The sequence below is a fragment of the Pseudonocardia ammonioxydans genome (assembly GCF_900115005.1).
Taxonomy (GTDB): Bacteria; Actinomycetota; Actinomycetes; order Mycobacteriales; family Pseudonocardiaceae; genus Pseudonocardia; species Pseudonocardia ammonioxydans.
The window spans coordinates 94,407-112,781 of sequence record NZ_FOUY01000004.1 but is presented as its reverse complement, the minus strand read 5'-3'; the positions used below and the strand labels follow the sequence as shown (position 1 = coordinate 112,781).

Annotated in this window: 14 protein-coding genes; 4 read left to right on the top strand and 10 right to left on the bottom strand. The window is 72.7% G+C overall.

Annotated elements, in window-relative coordinates; translation table 11 throughout:
* Positions 1-12: 12 nt before the first annotated feature.
* From BM093_RS05960 to BM093_RS05945, 4 genes are read right to left on the bottom strand one after another with little or no spacing between them, the layout of a single operon-like run.
* Complete coding sequence (locus BM093_RS05960; RefSeq protein WP_177238291.1) at positions 13-1,203, bottom strand: TIGR02679 family protein; 1,191 nt, start codon at positions 1,201-1,203, stop codon at positions 13-15.
* Positions 1,200-5,315 carry a TIGR02680 family protein gene (locus BM093_RS05955; RefSeq protein ID WP_093338398.1) on the bottom strand — a complete coding sequence of 1,372 codons (4,116 nt, stop codon included), beginning with the start codon at positions 5,313-5,315 and terminating at the stop codon, positions 1,200-1,202. The genes BM093_RS05960 and BM093_RS05955 overlap by 4 nt, the downstream gene beginning before the upstream one ends.
* Complete coding sequence (locus BM093_RS05950) at positions 5,315-6,559, bottom strand: TIGR02678 family protein (protein ID WP_093338395.1); 1,245 nt, start codon at positions 6,557-6,559, stop codon at positions 5,315-5,317. The genes BM093_RS05955 and BM093_RS05950 overlap by 1 nt, the downstream gene beginning before the upstream one ends.
* A complete protein-coding gene (locus tag BM093_RS05945; protein WP_177238290.1) occupies positions 6,556-8,115 on the bottom strand; it encodes a TIGR02677 family protein in 1,560 nt (519 codons plus the stop codon). Before BM093_RS05945 ends, BM093_RS05950 begins: the two co-directional genes overlap by 4 nt.
* Positions 8,116-8,262: 147 nt before the next feature.
* On the opposite strand from BM093_RS05945, the gene BM093_RS05940 reads away from it, so the two are divergent.
* Complete coding sequence (locus tag BM093_RS05940; protein ID WP_093338699.1) at positions 8,263-9,375, top strand: NAD(P)/FAD-dependent oxidoreductase; 1,113 nt, start codon at positions 8,263-8,265, stop codon at positions 9,373-9,375.
* A gap of 76 nt (positions 9,376-9,451) precedes the next feature.
* Positions 9,452-11,368: a hypothetical protein gene (locus BM093_RS05935; protein ID WP_143105271.1), complete on the top strand. Its 1,917-nt coding sequence runs from the start codon at positions 9,452-9,454 to the stop codon at positions 11,366-11,368.
* Positions 11,369-11,690: 322 nt separating this feature from the next.
* On the opposite strand, the gene BM093_RS05930 is transcribed toward BM093_RS05935, so the two are convergent.
* From BM093_RS05930 to BM093_RS05915, 4 genes are all read right to left on the bottom strand, one after another.
* Positions 11,691-12,248, bottom strand: coding sequence for a hypothetical protein (locus tag BM093_RS05930; protein WP_093338387.1), 558 nt, complete (start codon positions 12,246-12,248; stop codon positions 11,691-11,693).
* A gap of 973 nt (positions 12,249-13,221) precedes the next feature.
* Positions 13,222-14,205: an ArsA family ATPase gene (locus tag BM093_RS05925; RefSeq protein WP_093338384.1), complete on the bottom strand. Its 984-nt coding sequence runs from the start codon at positions 14,203-14,205 to the stop codon at positions 13,222-13,224.
* Positions 14,196-14,474, bottom strand: coding sequence for a cory-CC-star protein (locus tag BM093_RS05920; protein WP_093338382.1), 279 nt, complete (start codon positions 14,472-14,474; stop codon positions 14,196-14,198). Before BM093_RS05920 ends, BM093_RS05925 begins: the two co-directional genes overlap by 10 nt.
* The gene (locus BM093_RS05915) at positions 14,458-16,170 is read right to left on the bottom strand and encodes a carbon starvation CstA family protein (RefSeq protein WP_093338378.1); all 1,713 of its coding nucleotides are present in this window, start codon (positions 16,168-16,170) and stop codon (positions 14,458-14,460) included. The genes BM093_RS05920 and BM093_RS05915 overlap by 17 nt, the downstream gene beginning before the upstream one ends.
* 222 nt (positions 16,171-16,392) lie before the next feature.
* Here BM093_RS05915 and BM093_RS05910 point away from each other — a divergent pair, with 222 nt between their 5' ends.
* The gene (locus tag BM093_RS05910; RefSeq protein ID WP_093338375.1) at positions 16,393-16,743 is read left to right on the top strand and encodes a PE domain-containing protein; all 351 of its coding nucleotides are present in this window, start codon (positions 16,393-16,395) and stop codon (positions 16,741-16,743) included.
* Positions 16,740-17,291: a DUF3558 family protein gene (locus BM093_RS05905; RefSeq protein WP_177238289.1), complete on the top strand. Its 552-nt coding sequence runs from the start codon at positions 16,740-16,742 to the stop codon at positions 17,289-17,291. The genes BM093_RS05910 and BM093_RS05905 overlap by 4 nt, the downstream gene beginning before the upstream one ends.
* Here BM093_RS05905 and BM093_RS05900 read toward each other — a convergent pair.
* Both BM093_RS05900 and BM093_RS05895 read right to left on the bottom strand, forming a co-directional pair.
* Positions 17,285-17,719 carry a pyridoxamine 5'-phosphate oxidase family protein gene (locus BM093_RS05900; protein ID WP_093338372.1) on the bottom strand — a complete coding sequence of 145 codons (435 nt, stop codon included), beginning with the start codon at positions 17,717-17,719 and terminating at the stop codon, positions 17,285-17,287. The genes BM093_RS05905 and BM093_RS05900 overlap by 7 nt on opposite strands.
* Before the next feature lie 169 nt (positions 17,720-17,888).
* Complete coding sequence (locus BM093_RS05895; RefSeq protein ID WP_093338369.1) at positions 17,889-18,272, bottom strand: transglycosylase family protein; 384 nt, start codon at positions 18,270-18,272, stop codon at positions 17,889-17,891.
* Positions 18,273-18,375: the final 103 nt, after the last annotated feature.

Genomic DNA, 18,375 nt, shown 5'->3' with positions numbered 1-18,375 from the left:
CCGACCCACGGGTCATCCCAGAGCGTCGAGCAGTCCTGCCAGCACCGCCTCCTCGTGTACGGCGAGGCCGTGATGCCGCATCGCCGCACCGAGATCGGCCTCCCACACCGGGTCGACCGGACGACCGTCGAGCGGCAACTGTGCCGAGGCGGCTGCGTCGACGTAGTCGTCGGCCGTCATCCGCCACGTGACGGCACCGACCTCGTCGATCACCCGGTTGGCGATCGCGATCCCGGGCCAGTCGAAGTCGCCGTGGTACCGGACAGGCCCACGGGCGGTCAGCGCCCGCAGGACGTCGAGGACTACGAGCGCCGGCTGACCGCTGGTGCACACAACCGGGACCGTGCCACCGAAGCGCTCGGCGACCGCTTCCAGCACACGCGGGTTCTCACAGGCCAGCACGGGCCCGGAGGCCGATGGGCGTCCTCGACGCAGGTCCCAGGGCGTCACGTGCACCGGATCACCGGCCTCGGCCGCGTGCGCGAACCGTGCAGCCGCCGGACCGTCGAACGCCAGACCGACCGTGAGGCAGCTGGTGGAGACGAGGTCGACCCGGACGCCGAACCGCTCCCACAGCGCGCGTCGCCCGGCCGCGTCGCGAGGCGGCTCGATCCCGCAGCGTGCCGCCAGCGCGCGCGTGACCAGTGCGGCGGTGGCACGGCCGTCGTCGAGCGCGTGGGCCCCGCCGCTCGTGGCCGCGGCGAGTTCGGTACGCGAGACCTGCTCGGGCAGTCGCCCGAGCACGGCGGCGGCCCGGCGCACGGCGGCGTCGGGATCGCGGCTGCGGGCGAGCAGCCCGGACCGCTGCACGCCGACCAGCCACTCCTCGCACCACGGCTCGTGCCCGAGCAGGTCCCGGGCCGTCTGCATCGGCACGGCCCGCTCCGCCCGACGCCGTTCGAGATCCCCGGGCCGGTCCGTGACCGCCTTCCCGGTGACGGCCTCGACCACCGCGACGACACCCCCGACCCGCGAGCGGGCGCGCAGTCCCGCATCGAGGTCGGCGAGATCGATCGTGGTCCGGGCCGCGACGACCGGCCGACCGAGCAGCCCGGCCAGCGCGTGCCGTTCGCTCCGGTCGAGGCCCTCGATCCGTACCCGCCCCTCCGCCCGCCTGCCCCGAGCGGCCAGCCGGGTGTGCAACGTGGACCAGATCCGGCCGAGTGCCGGATCGACCAGCCAGGCGGGGAGCTCGGTCGTCACGATCCGACCGCCTGCAGCCGACGTCCGTCCCACACGTGCCGGTACTGCGCGATCCCGCGCTCGGCCGGGTCGCGCAACGCCTCGTAGATCGCGAGCGATGGCACCGTCTCGTGGTCGCCCCACAGCCGTTCGCTGGTCACCACGAAGTCGAGGTCGAGCTGCACCAGCAGGCCGAACAGCAGCGGATGGGTCCGGACGTCGATCTTCGGGAACGCGTCGTCGAGCAGGACGAACCGTGGCGAGTACGGCGCGGCGCCCGCGAGCGAGCTGAAGTGCGCCGCGGCGGCCGCGAACAGGGGCAGGTAGCAGACCACCTTCTGCTCGCCCTGGCTGAGCGGTGAGCGCCGGTGCAGGTCCGCCCACGTCCCGGGTGTTTCTGGGCGGGTGTAGCGGATCCGGAAGGCGAACCACCGCCGGTAGTCCAGCGCCCGGTTCAGATGCTCGGAGTACGAGTCCTCGGGAGCCTCGGACCGGGAGGCCTCGATGAGCCGGTGCAGTGCATCGCGCAGCTCCTGACGCTCGTCGGGCAGCAGGGACCCGACCGGGCGCCCGAGCAGCTCGACCGCGCGGCGTGCATCGCCGGACACGTCGTCACGCAGCGTCCAGCGCAGCTGCACCGCGATCCCCTGGCTGGTGGTGACACCGCGCAGCAGGCTGTTCATCGCGGTGACGAGCTCCTCGGACTCCTGACGCCGGGCGCGCAGCGACTCCCCGAGATCACCGAGGATGTGCTCCTCGAACAGCCGGCGTTCCCGTTCGGTGAGCAGGTCGGCGTCGCGTTCGACGCCGGCCGCGAGCCGCCGGGCGAGCACGCCGATCGCGTGCTCACCGGCATCGTCCCGCCCGATCGCGGCGAGCGCGCCACCGATCTCGACCACCCGCGGATCGACGTCGGCGGCCGGGCCGCTCGTCGCGTCCTGCAGTGCCGCGAAGACCGCGACCGTGGTCGCCGCCCGCCCCGGCTCGGGAAGTTCCCCGAGGCGGCGCGCCACGACCAGTACGGCCGCGGGTACCGGGCCACCGGCGGTGAATCCGCGTGCCAGGTCGAGCGCTCCCTCCGGCAGCTCGACGAGGGCCTCGGCGCCGGAGTCGACCAGGCCGGGAGTCTCGTCGAGCGACGCGAGCCTCGCGACCGCCGCGGCGAGCACCGGTTCCTGCTCGGCGAGGCGCGCGGCCGCGTCCTCGGCCGCCTGGCCTGCCTGACCGGTCGACGTGTGCAGTTCGGCGATCGTCTCGTCGAGCTCGCGCAGCCTGCGCTGCAGTTGGGCGTCGCGTTCCTCGGCCTCGGTGATGCGGGCACGGAGCTCCCGGACCGGGGCGTCCACGGTCCGTTCCAGCTCGCGGGCGGCCTCCTCGGCGGCGACGGCGTCGCGTTCGGACTCCTCCGCCCGTGCCGCGGCCTCCTCGGCGTCGGACCTGTCCTGTTCGGCCACGCCGGCGTCGTCGGCCCATCGGGCGAGGCGGCGGTCGAGGTCCGTGCCGGTCGTCGCGTGCCGCTCCAGGAGCCGGTCGAGTTCCCGCAGCGCCTCACGCCGGGCGGCGAGCGCCTCGGCCTCGACCGGCAGCTCGTGCACGGCCGCGAGGTCGTGGAGCTCGCGCCGGCGTGCGGCCTCCTTCCCGCGGGCGTCGACCGCGGCCCGTTCCGCGTCGGCCGCGATCCGCTCGGCCCGCTCGACGGCCCGGTTCCGCTCGTCGAGCAGCGTCCACGCGCGCAGCAGGCCGGCCGCCACCGGGAGCTCGGCGAGCCAGGCCTCGAGGTCCCGCGCGGCCTGCGCCGCGGTCCGCTCGACCGTCGCCGCGGTGTCCCGACGGTCCTCCAGCCCGGTGATCGTGGTGTCGAGCTCGTCGAGGCGGCGGCGGCGCTCGGCTGCCCGGGCGGTGGCACCGATGTACTGCGGTGTCGGCTTGGAGCTGCGCCCGGTCAGCGGACCGAGCCGCCACCGCCCGTCGGTTCCGACGACGGCGGCCGGCACGGGAGCCGACCCCGAGTCGTCGGCCGGCGCGTCGGCACCCACCGGGCCGCCCCGTCCGACGACGTCTCCCACCCAATCCGGCAGACCCGGACCACTCGCCGCGACCCGCGCCAGCACGCCCGCGACGACCGCCGCCGTCACCGGCGAGCCGGTCGGTGGGTCGGCGATCAGCCACTCCCCCACACCGGTTCCCACCGCGGGCGGCCCGGCCGGCAGGACGACGTCGTCCCGATCGGGGTCCAGGACCGCACCGTCCGCCCGCACCCACGCGTCGAGCAGGCCGGACGACTCGAGCGCGGCCTCGATCCCTGCGCGGTCGGCAGGCCCGACGGAGCCGGCGAAGTCGATCAGCTGCCACAGCGGCGCGCCGTCGCCGGTCTCGCGTGGGTCCCGCCTCCAGGCGGGCGCCGGTGGCGCCGGGTCCGCCTCGGCCGCGACCTGGTCGCGCAGGGCGCGGGTCGTGGTGAGTTCGCGGTCGAGAGACGCGCGCAGTGCTCCCGCGTCCTTCTCCTGCCCGCGGTGCCGGTCCACCTCCAGCTGCGCCGCCGACCGGGCCCGGGCGCCGAGGCCGGCGACGGCGTCCGCGTCGAGCTCGGCCGGGACATCGACCGGTACGGCACGGATGTCGGCCCGCCAGGCGTCGAGTGCACCGGTGAACTCCCGCTCGGCGACGTCGGCGGCGCGGCCGGCATCGGCCCGGTACCCGCGGGCCTCCTCGGCGCGCTGCTCGGCGGCCGCGGCGGTCTCCTCCTCCCGGTGCCGTCCCGCGATCGCGGTGTCCAGCGCCGCACGGGCCTCGGCGACGAGATCCACGGCGGCGCGCCGCTGTCCGAGCACGGGACGGGCCGCGGTGACCGCCGCGGAGTGTGCGGTGAGCGCCTCGGCGACGGGTGGGGCGTCCCCGGTCGTGGCCAGCGCCGGTGCGCGCAGCACGGCCGGGACCGGGAGCGGGGTGTGGACCCCGGCCCGGCCCAGTCCGGCGGCGTGCTCGTGGGCGGTCGCCGCGAACCGGTCGAGGTCGGCCACGAGCGACACGCCGTCCGAGCGGGCCCGGTCCGCCGTCTGCGCGGCACGCCGCTCGGCATCGACCCGCACGCGCTCGGCCGCGGTGGACGCCCGGCGCAGGTCGGCGGCCCGCTCCTGCAACCGCTCCAGCTCGCGCTCGTTGCGCAGCAACGGATCCCGCCGCAGCTGCTCGAGCCGGGTCGCGAGCGTCGCCCGCGCGGTCCCGGTGTCGTCACGCTCCCCGGTCGTGGTCTCCAACCGGCGCGCGACCTCGGCGGACCGCGCCGCGCAGCGTTCCACCTCGCGGTGGCGCCGGGTGCGTTCGGTGTGCTGCTCGACGAGGTCCGCGCCCCGGGTTCGCAGCTCCTCCCGTGCGTAGGCCGCGTAGACCTCGGCGAAGGCGGAGACGCCCTCGGCACTGCGTCGCTGGCGGTCGAGCTGCTCGCCGAACGCGGCGAGCTCGTCGAAGGTGTCCCCGGCTGCGCGGACGGCGTCGTCGTCGAGCTGGGGCAGCGCCTGGATCAGCTGCTCGGCCAGGCGGGCGGGCTCGATGTCCTCGCCGACCTGGGGCTGACGCAGCCAGTACAGCAGCCGCAGAAGCTCGTCGTAGCGGTCCGGGTCCAGGCCGAACAGCAGCCGTCCGACGTGCTGCTTGTACGACCGCGCGGAGTCGAAGAACTGCCCACCGGCCGCCTCGACCGCGGCGCGCAGCCGGTCCTTGGCCAGCGGACCGGCGTCGTCCTCGAGCAGCAGGTCCTCCCCGACGGTGCCGGGGCAGGTGAAGAACCAGGCCGAGGCGGCCCGCGCGGACTGGGACGCGCGGATCCCGACCCCGCAGATCACCGTCTCCCCGGGTCGGGCGAGCTCGAGCCACAGGTACCCGGCCCGGTTCTGGCCCTCGTACCCGTCGAGCATCAGCCAGAGCAGGCTGGTGTGGTGGCGGGCCGACGCGGTCATCCGCGCCTTGTCGCCGTCGAGCACGAACGGCAGCAGCATCTCCAGCGTCTTGGACTTGCCCGCCCCGTTGGAGCCGCGCAGCAGCATGCGCCCACCGGCGAACTCGAAGATCTGGTCGTCGTACTGCCACACGTTGAGCACGCCGGCGCGAGCGAACCGGAAGCGTTCCTCGGTCATCAGCCGTCCTCCTGTCCGAACAGCGACTGCTGGTTGCGGGGTTCGGTGCGCTCGGGTCCGGTGCCGCCGGATTCGGTGATCGAGGCCTGCACCGTGTAGCGCGCGGCCGCCGCGTGGATCGACCAGCCACCGTCGGGCTCGATCCGGATCAGGCCGGAGTCGGCCAGTACCGCGGTCGCGTCGGCGAGCGCCGCCGCGGGATCCTCCCGGTGCTCCCGTTTCAGGCCGCGCCCCCACCTGCCACGTACCGCCTCGGCGGTCTCGACGACGACGTCGCGCCCCACCCGCATCCAGGTACGGTCGGCCGCCTCCCGTTCACGGGCCGCCGGACGCGACGCGTCGGCGAGCTGCTCCAGCAGCAGGAGCGCGAACTGACGGGCCGAGCCGCCTCCGGGGAACTCGACGTCGGAGAGCTCCCCGGCCGGGTCGACCGCGATCGCGCCCTCGGCGCGGATCTCGAGTTCCAGGCCGAACCGGTCGGCGAACCACACCCGTTCCCGGTTGCGGTTGCGCCGCCACCACTCGGCCTGCTCCTCAGGGAGGTCCGCGGTGGCGAGGACCGGGGACTCGACCAGCCGGCGACGCACCGCGACGCGCGCCCCGCCGGACGCCGACGGCAGCGCGGCGACGTCGAGCAGGTCGCCGGGCTGCTCGAGACCGCCGAGCGCCGCCGAGACCAGCAGCGGCAGACGATCCCGGCGCACGTCGAGCAGGGAGGCGGTGCGTTGCTCGGCCCAGTGCTCCAGGTCGCCGTCGCGCTCGTGCAGCACGCCCAGATCGACCAGTGCCGACAGGGCGGCGTAGAGCGCGCGCCGGTCGGCGATCGCGTCGAGATCGACGTCGATCCCCGCGTCGACGGCCGCCGAGCGAACCTGCGCCACGAGCTCGTCGACGAGCAGCTGGGTCCGGGACCGGCCGAGGGCGGCAACGGTGAGGCACAGCAACGCGTAGCCGCGAGGTCCGAACGGCCTCCCGCTGCGACGCAGCAACGGACGTCCGGCGTCACGGCCCAGTCCCGACTTCATCAGCCGCGCCGCCGTCGGCTCGACGATCAACCGGTAGCCGAGGCCGTCGGCGAAGAGCCGTTCGAGCTCGGCCCGGTGCCGGCGGACCAGGCGCAGATCGTCCGCGCCCGGCCCGTCGGCGTGCAGCAACGGGTGGCGCAGCAGGGCGCGGGCCGCCCGGCGCCGCTCGGCCACGGCCTGGACGTCCTCGGCCGGTGCCGGCCGCTCGACGCGGCTCATCCGGTCTCCTCCCCCGGTGCGACCTCCTGGGAGATCGGCTCGACCGACAGGGTCAGGTCACACATCTCGAGCCGCCCGGCCGGACTCGTGACCACGGTGCCCTCCCCCGGGGTGCGCCGGACGACCAGCCGCCATCCCGCGGCCGTGACCTCGGTCGTCGCCGTCGCACCGTCGCCCAGCGGGCGCCCGTTCCCGACCATCGCGCGCGAGTAGAGATCGAGCAGGACGGCCCGGGAACGGTCGGACAGCCGGATGGTGCCGAGGTCACCGCGATGCCGGGCGATCTCGGCGAGCGCGGCGGCCCGGTCCCGCTCGGCGCGTTCGCGCTCGGCGATCCGCGCCGCCTTCGCCTCCGAGTAGTCGTCGCGCCGCCCGGACCGCCCCCGGATCGTCCGGGCGCCGTGCCGGCGCAACGCGACGGGCACGTCCGCCGACGGGGTACGCCACCACGACGCCGTTGCGGGGACCGGGTCGGCGTCGTCGTCCGCGGCGAAGGCGAGGTGGCGGCACGAGTAGAGGCCGAACGCCGCCGCCCACAGGGCGTGCGCCGTGTCGTCGTCGGCGGTGTCGAACCAGCGGGCGAGGGTCAGCAGGTCGCCGTAGCGGCTCTGCTCGCGGCGGCCGCCGGCGATGCGGCGGAGGTTGACCAGCAGCGCCCGCATGGCGTCGGTGGCGAGCCGGCGCACCCCGGCCGCGTCCGAGTCACGTCCGGCACCACCGACGAACCAGGCGTGCAGCCCGGTCCAGTCCGCCGGGTCGAGGCCCTGGGTGCGGCGGGCGACGCTGCCGTCGACGCCCTGCAGGCGGGCCCCGGAGTTGGCCCGCGCGCACAGCGCCGGGACCCGTGGTTCCACCCGGACGAGTACGTCGGACAGCTGCGGCATGTGCCGCCCGATCTCGTCGACGAACCGCTGCAGGTAGTCGAGCAGGACGGTCTTGAAGGCCTGGAACTCGTCGCGGTCGAGGTCGTAGCGGACGAGGACCTGGGACAGGTAGGTGTAGAAGTCCCGGGTCGAGGACACGAGCCGTTCGAACTGCGCGAACAGGGTGCCGATCGCGCGGGCGAGCTCGTCGGGATCGGCACTCGCGATCGCGGCCTCGTCGAGGCGGGCGAGCTCGGTCAGCCCGGCGAGGATCCCGCCGAGCATCTCGGTGGAGACCTCACGCGCGGTGTCGGTGTGGCCGAGCAGCTCCTCCACGAACCGGTGCACCATCTCGCCGCGCTGGGTCAGCTGGTACCGGGCACGGTTCTGCAGGTACTCGCGCAGGCTGCGGGCCTCGGTCTCGCGCGGGCTGCGGGCGAGGTTGCCGTGCTCGACGAGGTAGGACAACCGGTCGTCGACGGTGTCGGTGTCGATCTCGAAGCCCTGTTCGGTGAGCTTCGTGGCGATCTCGGTCGCGGACTGGTCCGACAGCAGGCCCGCGATCTCGCCGGTGAACAGGCGCATGATCGCGATGTAGGTGGCGGCCTCCTCGCCGGACGCGTAGCGCAGCGCCTCCAGCCGGACACGGGCGTCCAGCGGGAGTGCACCGAGCTCTGGGGCGTCTTCGGACACGGCGCGAGGGTAACGAGAGGGTCCGACAGTCTCGGCGCACCGGCGCCGGCCCGGTCCTCCAACCCCGGCCCGGGAGTGGAGGCTCGCTCCGGCGGCCCGGTGGTGTGGCAGGTCGGTGTGGCAGGTCGGTGTGACAGGGTGCGAGACGTGCGCGTCGTCGTGGTCGGGTCCGGGATCGCCGGGGCGAGTGCCGCCTACCACCTGGCCTGGCGCGGTGCCGAGGTCGTGCTCGTGGACGCCGACCGTGCCGGTGCCGCGACGGCGGCCGGGGCGGGCATCGTCTCCCCGTGGGACCTGCGCGACGAGCGGCTGTACCCGTTCGCCGCCGCGGCCGCGAGCTACTACCCGCGGCTCGTGTCCGAGCTGGGCGACCGCACCGCACTCGACACCTCGTACGCGCGGGTCGGAGCGCTGGTGGCCGCCGCCGACGAACGTGAGCTGGAGTCGGTGCACCGGCGAGTCGCAGCGCGGGCGCACGAGCACCCGGCGGCGGGCACGGTGCAGCTGCTGGACGCGGCGCAGACCCGGGAGCTGTTCCCGCCGCTGGCGCCCGAGCTGGCGTCGGTGCACATCACCGGCGGCGCCCGGGTCGACGGCCGCCGGTTGCGGGCGAGCCTGCTCGACGCCGCCCGCGCCGGCGGGGCCGCCGAACATGCCGGTCGCGCCGAGCTGGACGAGACCGGGGTCCGGATCGACGGCGAGCCGGTGCCCGCCGACGCCGTGGTGGTGGCGGCGGGAGCGTGGAGCGACGACCTCGTCGCGCCGCTGGGCGTCCGGCTCGGCATCGCACCCCAACGCGGACAGATCACCCACCTCGACCTGCCCGGGGAGTCGAGCCCGCCGACCGGGCACTGGCCGGTGCTGTCCCCGCTCACCGGCCACTACATGCTCGCGTTCCCCGGCTCCCGGGTGGTGATCGGCGCGACCCGCGAGGACGGCTCCGGGTTCGACCACCGGATCACCGCCGCCGGGCAGCTCGAGGTGCTCCGGCACGGGCTCACCGTCGCGCCCGGGTTGGCCGACGCCACCCTGGCCGAGACCCGCGTCGGGTTGCGCCCGGTCTCCCGCGACGACCGGCCGGTGATCGGACCGCTGCCCGGGCACCCGCACGTCGTCGTCACCGGGGGGTTCGGGCCGAAGGGCCTCACCCTCGCCCCGTACGCCGGGTCGCTGGTCGCCGACCTCGTGCTCGGCGGGACGCCGACGATCGACCTGGCGCCCTTCCGGCCGGAGCGGTTCGGGGAGTCGACCCCTCGATAGGTACCCGGGAACTGCCGACCGCGTGCACCGACCACCCCGCGGATCCCGTCTCCGACGAGGTCGCCACACTGTGCCGATGCGAATGCGGTTCGAGCCCGAGGACGAGGACGCGTTCCACGCCCGCCGTGACGAACTCGGCGAGCAGTTCGCGGGCTGGCTGAACACACACGACGTGCCCGGCGACCCGGACGACGCGGGCCTGCTCATGGACTGGAAATGGGGCTACGGCGACGGGGCCCTCGACCACTGGCGGATCGCCGACGTCGACGAGTTCCTGCTCGAGTGGTGCCCGCGCAAGCTCTCCGCGGACCCGCAGGACTGCGCCGGTATCCCTGCCACGGTCGCGGCGTTCGTGGAGTTCCTCGCCCACACCGGGACGCTGGCCGGCGGCGACCCGCCGAGCAGGATCCGCGCGCACTGCGAGCGCAGCCGGAACCGGTTCGTCGAGGAGATGGGGAACCCGGCGAACTTCGGGATGGCCAAGAGCCTCTTCGCCGGCGCGGGCGGCATCGGCCCCGGCGAACCGGGCTCGACGGAGGACCTCGACGCGGTGTTCTCCCGGATGACGGAGCAGTCTCCCGGGGTGCTCGACCAGCTGCGCGAGCTGTTCGACGACGAGGGCGACGACAGCGACGGGCCGCTCCGGATCGGGCCGGTACGCGTCCCCGATGACGACGCCGTGCACGCCGCGGCCGCCTCCGCGCCGCTGCTGCGCACGATCCGTGCTCTCGCCGACTACTGTGCCGAACCCGGCCGGACCCTCACAGCCAAGGGGAACCTGCGCCTCGCCGACGCGCGTCATCTCGTCGAGGCCCTGTCCACGGGCGACGACCCGACCTTCGGCGGCAGGCGGAAGCTCACCTCGGCCGACGAGTTGCCGACGCTGAGCTGGTACGTCCACCTGGCGGTCGGGTCGGGCGCGGTGCGGCGGCACAAGGGCAAGCTGGTCGCGGTCGCCCGGTTCGCCGCGCTCGACGCCGTCGCCGCCCACGACAAGATCTTCCGCACGGCGGTGGAGAGCGGCGTGGGGATACGTCGGGTGCCGCTCCTCGACATGATCGAGCCGGCGGGGGATCTCCTCGACGGATGCGTGATCGTGCACCTGGTCGAGCTCCTCCACGGCGACGCGGAGACCGACGAGCTGATTGAGACGGCGCGCCGTACCGTCCTTCCCCCGCTGGGCGGGGCAGCCATGTTCATCGACGAGCTCGTGGTGAGCACCGTCCGCGAGCAACTGGAACGGCTGGTCTCCCTCGGTGCCGTGCAGATCGTGGATCGCGAGTCGAGCTACTGCGACGACTGCGACGAGGCGCACGAGATCGGCGGCCGGGTCTCGTTGACCCCGGTCGGCGTCCGCCAGGCGGTGCTGCTGGCCCGCGAGGGCGGGATCGAGGTGGCCGAGCGGGTGGACCCGGCGGAGGCCGGGCCCGGTCAGATCCTCGACCTGGTGGGCGCGACCGATCCGACGGAGTGGATGGCCGACGCCCGTACCTGGTTCGCCGCCCAGCCCGACCCGGGCGCCGCGACCGTCGCCCTGGCTGCGGCGGCGCTGGACGGGAACCGGGAGAGCATCGTCGCGATGGCCGGACTGCAGGCCCTCGAGGATCTCGCCGGGGACGCGGCCGTCGAGGCGGTCCGTCCGCACCTCAAGGGGCCGCACGACGGGATCGTGCTGAACTGGATGGCCGAGCAGGGCGCGATCGATCCGGACACCGTCGACCCGACCCGGTTCCTGTGCGGACTGGTCGACGTGCTGGCCGCCGCGCTGGACGCGGCGGGTGCCGAGGAGGTGGTCGCGATGGTCGACGCGGGCGGGCGATCCGGTCCGCAGGAGCTCGTGGGTGCGCTGTGGCGGCTCGACCACCCGCGGGTCGCGGACGTTCTCGAGGCCGTCGGCTCGCAGCACTCGGTCAAGGCGGTGGCGAAGGCCGCGCGCAAGGCGCTGGTGCAGCACCGCAGCATGCTGGCCGACCGGGCGGCGCAGGCACGCTGACCGCGGGTCCGTCAGACCTCCGGCCGGACGTAGTACGTCCCATGGGCTCGTCCCGACGCACGAGAGATTCGTACGCCCTGCCACATCAGCCGTGCGCCGTTCGACGCGGACGTCCGCGCGGTGCTCGAGCAGCGCGGTCAGCGGCTCGGCGCCCAGGCCCGCCACGTACTCGGTGAGCGACACGGCGACGATCGCACCACGACCGCCCCTACCAACCGCCACCAGGGAGCAGTCGCCCCGCGCCGGCTTGCCGACCACCGCCCGGGGTGCACCAGCGCTGCCCGCACGAGATCGAACAGCTCTCGTGCACCGGCCGGGGACGTTACGGCGTGGACGAGCCGCGCTGGTCGGGGCTGTGCGACCGGAGCGGACATCGCGGCAGGTCGGCCCGCCCGAGAACCCCGCGCATCACCGCGCAGTCGCAGTGCAGGCCGGCGCAGCGGTAGCGCTCCACGAACAGGTCGGGGAGCACACCGAAGTGCTCGGCCCAGGCCCGAGTGCACCGCAGGGTGCCATCGCAGCCCCAGAACCGGGTGCCCCGGTCGAGCGCCGCGCCGAGGCTCGCCCGCAACTGCGTCCCGACCTCGGCAATCTCCTCCATCGACGGTCGAGTTCCGGGCGGCTCCTCGTCCTCCTCTCCGGGCCATCCGTCCTCGGGCCGCTCGTCCTCGTGGAACTCATCAGCGGAGAACTCGTCAGCGGAGAACTCGTCGTCGGGCCGGTCATCGATACTGCGGTCCGGCGCAGCGCCGGTTTCCTCCAGGATCCGGTCCAGCACTTCATCGATCATGTCGTGCAGCACTCCGCGCCAGATCTCCACGGAGCGGCTGGGCGTGCGGGTGAAGTCGTCGATAGTCATGGGCGTCACCATCCCGGGCACCCCCGACAGTTCGCGGGTGCGAATGCCCCCGGTGGGGCCGAGCCGCGTGAACCACCTCGCGCACCTCGGCGGCGAACGGCTGTCCGGACTCACGCCCGAATGCCGTCCCGGAGCATGGCGAGCGCCCGCGCCTCGCACAGCCGGTGAGGTGCCGACACCCACACGACCCGACCGACGCTGCAAGGCCGAAGCGACTTCGCTGAGGCTCGCGGGCTTCGGTCGTGGTGCACGACTGCTCGCCGGATCCGTTCAGCGGGCTCAACGCGTGCCCGTTCGGCCCGCTGGACCTGGCATCGTGGTGAACCGCCGGACCAAGTACTCGACGACGATGCAGATCGTCCGCCGCACGACCCGTCGGCACTCGACGACCGTTGTCGAGATCTCGGGGACGAGGTTCACACCGCTGGTATGCGCTGGTCGGCGCGTCCGGAGCCGAGATCGTCCGCTTCTCGCTGACCGATCTCCACGCGAACTGACCTGGACGGGTCTGCGGAACCTGGAGGAGCGGCTCGCGCCGTACTTCGGGGAGAAGTGGATGAACGCTGATGAGCACCTACACGGTCGACGTGAACCGCGAGGACGGGCTGTGGTCGGCCATCGTCGAAGGCCTCCCCGGCAACGCCTTCGTCGGCCTGGACTTCGAGCGCTTCTCCGACGCCCGTGACGGCGTGCAGGAAGCGCTGATCGACTTCTTCGACAACGAGGAGTTCACTCTGGAGTGGATCTTCGCGACCGACCACCGCGACTTCACCCGGCCGCCTTCAGGATGCCTTGGGCATGTCCAAGGCGCGTGTGTCGCAGAGCCACCACTCGGCGACCGACGCCGACGACCGGTCCGTCGATGCCGCGTCGTGACGCGATCAGACACGTTGGCGTCGAGGAGCAGCCAGTCAGCGTGGAACCGGAGGCCTGCTCCGGCGAGGTCGACCCCGATCAACGAGGTCGACAGCCGATCGTCCGCGGCGGTCGCCCGTCAGCCCATCATGTCGGCGAAGCGGCCGACCGCGTCCGCACCGACCAGCTCACCCGGTAGCAACGGCAGCTCGGTCACGGGGATGCCGGGGAGTTTCCCGCTGAGCATCTCCATGAACTGCTCCTCGAGCTCCCGGCGCTGCATCAGGAACTCCCCCGCGTCCGCCGGGGAACGTCGGTTGACCACGAGCTGTCCGACATGGACCCCGGCCGCCCGGAGATGGCCGTGGAGCTCGACGCTCTCCAGCACCGGCAGCCGTTCCGCAGTCAGGACGACGACGAAGGAGGTGAGCGCCTCGTCCCTCAGGGTGTCCCGGAGCGCCTCGAACCTCTCACGTCGGGCGAGCAGGATCCGCCGGATCCGCAGGTCACGCTCGACCAACGGGTCGTGTGGGGTGTCCTCGACGAGCCCGCTCCGGTTCGTGTCCCGGGTCAGCCCGCGGACGGCGGCACCGAGCTTCTCCGACCTCCGCCGATTGCGCAGCAGCCCCTCCGTCCACGACGCCATGATCTCCGGCAACGCCATCAACCGCGACGTGTGCCCGGAGGGCGCCGTGTCGAACACGATCAGGTCGTAGCTCGGCAATCCCGTCTGCAGCACACCGGCGATCCGTTCCAGGACGGCGGCCTCGTGCGTGCCCGGTGACTGCCGGGACAGGTTCAGGTACCGGTCCACCTCGCCCCGCAGGTGCTGCGGCATCACCGAGTACAGCGTCTCCCGTACCGCCGAGAGGTGCTCGTCCGTCGTCGCCTCCGGGTCGATCTCGACGCCGTCGAGCTGATCGGCCAGGCCGACGACCTCGGGGCCGATGGTGCGCTGCCACAGGTGCCCCAGGTTGTGGGCCGGGTCGGTAGAGACCAGCAGCACCTTCCGCCCGGCACGCGCCTGGGCGAGGCCGACTGCGGCGGCGACCGACGTCTTCCCCACGCCGCCCTTGCCACCGAAGAACAGCACGCGACGGCGACCGGCCAGATCTAGCAACACGAGATCTCGTCCAGCGGTGAGCGTTCCATTCCCATCCGGCGGTGCCATTCGTGGAAGTTCTCGTAGACGGCGGGAAGCAGTTCCATCGTGTAGTAGCCGGCCGGATTGGGTAATCCGAGTGCCTCCGAGAGCACCATCATCATGAACAGGTCGTCCTCGTCGCGTTTCGCCCGCGCGAACGACCGCCGGTACGGCGCGGCATAGAACTCCTCGAGCCCGGCGGCGACGCGACGGCAGAACGCCACAAGCCCGCTACCGTCCGGACTCATCCCGGGTACCCGCTTCGGCCACCTCGTCCTCGGGGTCCGGCTCCTCGTTGCGGGCACGCCCGATCGCCATCGCCGACTCGACGACGACCCACGCCGCCGCGACGAGGATGACGAGGTCCATGACCAGCAACAGCCAGTTGCCCTCGTTGTAGAACTCCACGACCTGCACGAGCAGCGCGTGGACCGTCATCACCAGCACGAACAGCAGCGGCAGCAGCACAGGTAGGTAGGGACGCCGTCTGCGGACCAGCATCACGGTGATGATCGCCAGTGTCAGCGCGGCCAAGAGCTGATTGGTGGTGCCGAACAACGGCCAGATCACCATGCCGCCCTCGCCGGACCCGGTCACGTCCGCGCCGAAGGACAGCCCCAAACCGAAGACGATCACGATGACGGTGGCCACGAACGTGCTGAACCGCAGCCCCATGAGGCCGCCGATCTCCTCGACGATGTAGCGCTGCAACCGCACGCCGGTGTCCATCGTGGTCGCCGCGAACAGCACCGCCATCGTGGCGAGGATCGTGGCGGACAGTGACACCGGGATGGCGAGACCGTCGTTGAGGATCGACCCGCCCGAGGTGACGAACGTGACCACACCGCCCTCGTTGAACGCGGAGTAGGTCTCCTCCCAGCTCGCGAGCGTCTCGAACCCGGCCGTGACGACGATGATCGTGCCCAGCGCCAGCAGGCCCTCCCCGACGGCGCCGAAGTAGCCGACGAAGCGCGCGTCGGTCTCCTTGTCCAGCTGCTTCGACGACGTGCCGGAGGAGACCATGCCGTGGAACCCGGAGATCGCACCGCACGCGATGGTGACGAACAGCAGTGGCACGAGGCCGGGCGTGCCGGGGGGCGGATTCTCGTTCACGGCCGGAGCCACGATCGTCGGCGCGGAGACGAGGATCGCGGCGTACAGGATGCCCAGGCCGATGAACAGCTGGAGCCCGTTGATGTAGTCGCGCGGCTGCAGCAGCATCCAGACCGGCAGGGTCGAGGCGACACCGGCGTACAGGAACAGGACGATGATCCAGAACGCGCCGGTCGACAGCCCCAGGACGGTGTCCGGCAGCTCGATCGGGAAGCGGTCCCCCAGCAGGATCAGCGCGTAGAGCGCGACGACGCCCACGACCGACACGAGCGGCAGGTTCCACTTCATCCGGTAGATCGCCTGGCCGATCAGCACGGCGACGACGATCGCGCCCCAGACCGGGATCACGGCCGTGGGCTGGGCGACCAGGAGCTCGGCGATGACCACGGCGAAGACCGCGTTCACCATCAGCAGCAACAGGAAGATGACGATGAGGAACAGGTTCCGGCCCCGGCTGCCGATGTAGCGTCCGGACAGCGACCCGATGGACTGGCCCTTGCTCCGTACCGACGCCCAGAGCGCACCCAGGTCGTGCATGCCGGCGAAGAACACCGTGCCCAGCGTGACCCACAGGAACGCCGGCACCCAGCCCCAGATCACCGCGACGGCCGGGCCGACGATCGGGGCTGCGCCGGCAACGGAGGTGAAGTGGTGTCCCCAGAGGACGAACTTGTTGGTCGGGACGTAGTCGACGCCGTCGGTGAACTCCCGCGACGGCGTCGTGAACGACGGGCTCAGCTTGTAGACCCGCGTGGCCAGGTACTTCGAGTAGAGGAGGTAGCCGGCGACGATGATCGCTATGCCGACCAGTGTCAGGACCACTGAGTTCACGGTTTCCGACCTCGCTTCCCTGCACCGGCTCGACCCGTCGCCGGGCAGACTAACCCGCCTCCCGGTATCAGATCGACCAGAAGCACGCATACAGGACAACTGAGATGAAACTGTGAGTCCGGGGATTGCGTGAGGCGCTCCTTCAGCCGGACACGGGCCGATGCGGCACGGTGATTCTCCGAAGTCGGCTCCCCCGGGCCGCCCGTCGCCTACTCTCGCTCCGTGCCGCTGAGCCCGGAGCAGCAACGCTCGATCGCCGACCTGGTCGCGCAGGTCAACGTCGACAACGTCCTGCAGGTCGCCGCTCAGCTGCGCAAGCAGGCGGACGACATCTCACGAGAGCTCTACACCCGGGCTCCCGATCTGGTCGTCGGCAGCTGCGGCAGAGATCCGGTATCGCTCGATGCACAACAGCTCTTCCAGCGCAAGATCGACCAAATCCTCGAGGTGCACTGGCGACATGTCGAAGAGCTCCGGGCAGCGGTGGAAGCGTTGAGGCAGGCCGCGCACCGATACGGCTACGCGGACTCGATCATCGAGAGCACCTTCACGACGCTGGTGTCGAGCGCTTGAAGCGCACAGCGCTGCTCGCACCAAGTTTTGTGATCGCACTCGTACTCGCCGCGTGTGGCGAGGTCGCGACCGATCCTGCCGACCCGTTCCCGCCGCGCCCTTACACCATCGACGTGACGCGGGTCGAGCCCTGCAGCGGACTCGACGCGGAACAGCGAGAGCGGCTGTCACTCCAGCACGGATCGGAGAGCCTCGCCCAGGGCGGAACATCGCGTGCCTGCACCTGGCCGAGCACTGACGGCGTCGGCTACACCTTCCAGACGCTGGAACTCGACGCGGGTGCGGCCATCGGTGCCGATCCGACCTCGACCCTTGTTACCGTCGCCGGCTTCGGGGCCGTCCAGAGCTCACCGCCGGCTCAGGGCACCGGTCTCCCGTTCTGCCAGGTCGTCCTCGACGTCGCCGACGACGCCTCGCTCCGGGCCCAGCTCCAGGTCAGCCCACTGGCCGCGGAAGCGGACCGGCGCACCGTCGAGGCCACCTGCGAGCAGCTCCACACGGTCGCCGCGCAAATGCTGGAGAACCTCCGCGTGCAGCAGGGTCAGTAGTTCCCGACCACCCGCACCGGCGTCACCAGCACCGCCGCCCGGCGCTGCTCGGCCATCACGCGGTCGTACGCCACCCAGTCGTCGTGCGTCCCGCCGCAGGCGGTGAACACGTCGCGCAGCAGCTGCGGGACGTCGACGCCGTCCCGTGGGTCGTCCGGCCCGATGATCTCCGACGATCCCTCGACCGCGACCCACTTCCACCCCGAGCGCCAGTGCAGCGACGTCGCGGGTCGCGCGCGCAACGCCTCCAGCTTCACGGGCCCGTAGGTGACGTAGGCGGCGACGGGCGAGCCGCTGACCGGATGGTCGAGGACCCCCGCGTTCACCAGCGAGGTGTGCGGCCGCCCGTCGGGCCGTACGACGGCGACGGTGCACAGTCCGCTGTCCTCGGCCACGATGCGCCGGACGGCGTCGAGATCGGCAGTCATGCTTCGCGAGTGTGCTCCGGTACGCCGCCCTGCGCAGCCGCGAGGGGCACCCTCGTGCCGCCAGGGGCCCCGAGGGTGGCCCCTCGGAGCAGCACCGGTCGGGCGGTCGCGGGGCACGACCGGCGACCGGGGCGCACCCGGGCGACGCGGGCACGCGTCCGGTGACGCCTCAGCGCCAGCCGAGCTCCTTGGTGCAGGACGGCCAGGCCTTCCAGCCCTGCTGCTCCTGGACCTTCTTGGCGACCGCGATCTGCTGCGACTTCGACGCCTGGTCGGGGCTCGACGCGTGCTGCGTGCCGCCGAACTCCTGCCAGGTCGACTCGGTGAACTGAAGCCCGCCCAGGTAACCGTTCCCGGTGTCGGCGCTCCAGTTCCCGGTGCTCTCGCACTGGGCGAGCTGGTCCCATGTGGACGTCTTCTCGACCGAGGGGGCCGACGCGGCCGCCGAGGCGGTGCCGACGATCCCCAGCGGTGCTGCCGCCATCGCGGTGAGCACGCCGATCCGGGCGACCGTGCGGCCGGTGTCAGTGGGCTTGCGGTGCCGTCCTGCCATGTTCGCTTCTCCGTGCGTCGGGGAGCGGGTCCGTCGCCTCCCGGGCGGATTTCTCGGGGGTGCCCGGAAAGCGGCGGACACGGTAAGCACGTCCGCCGCGCCC

Bases quoted from the DNA above. Each gene is read 5' to 3' on its own strand.
- BM093_RS05935 (WP_143105271.1), top strand. From the start codon at position 9,452: ATGCGAATGCGGTTCGAGCCCGAGGACGAGGACGCGTTCCACGCCCGC.
- BM093_RS05955 (WP_093338398.1), bottom strand. From the start codon at position 5,315: ATGACCGAGGAACGCTTCCGGTTCGCTCGCGCCGGCGTGCTCAACGTG.
- BM093_RS05900 (WP_093338372.1), bottom strand. From the start codon at position 17,719: ATGACTGCCGATCTCGACGCCGTCCGGCGCATCGTGGCCGAGGACAGC.
- BM093_RS05920 (WP_093338382.1), bottom strand. From the start codon at position 14,474: ATGAGTCCGGACGGTAGCGGGCTTGTGGCGTTCTGCCGTCGCGTCGCC.
- BM093_RS05950 (WP_093338395.1), bottom strand. From the start codon at position 6,559: ATGAGCCGCGTCGAGCGGCCGGCACCGGCCGAGGACGTCCAGGCCGTG.
- BM093_RS05895 (WP_093338369.1), bottom strand. From the start codon at position 18,272: ATGGCAGGACGGCACCGCAAGCCCACTGACACCGGCCGCACGGTCGCC.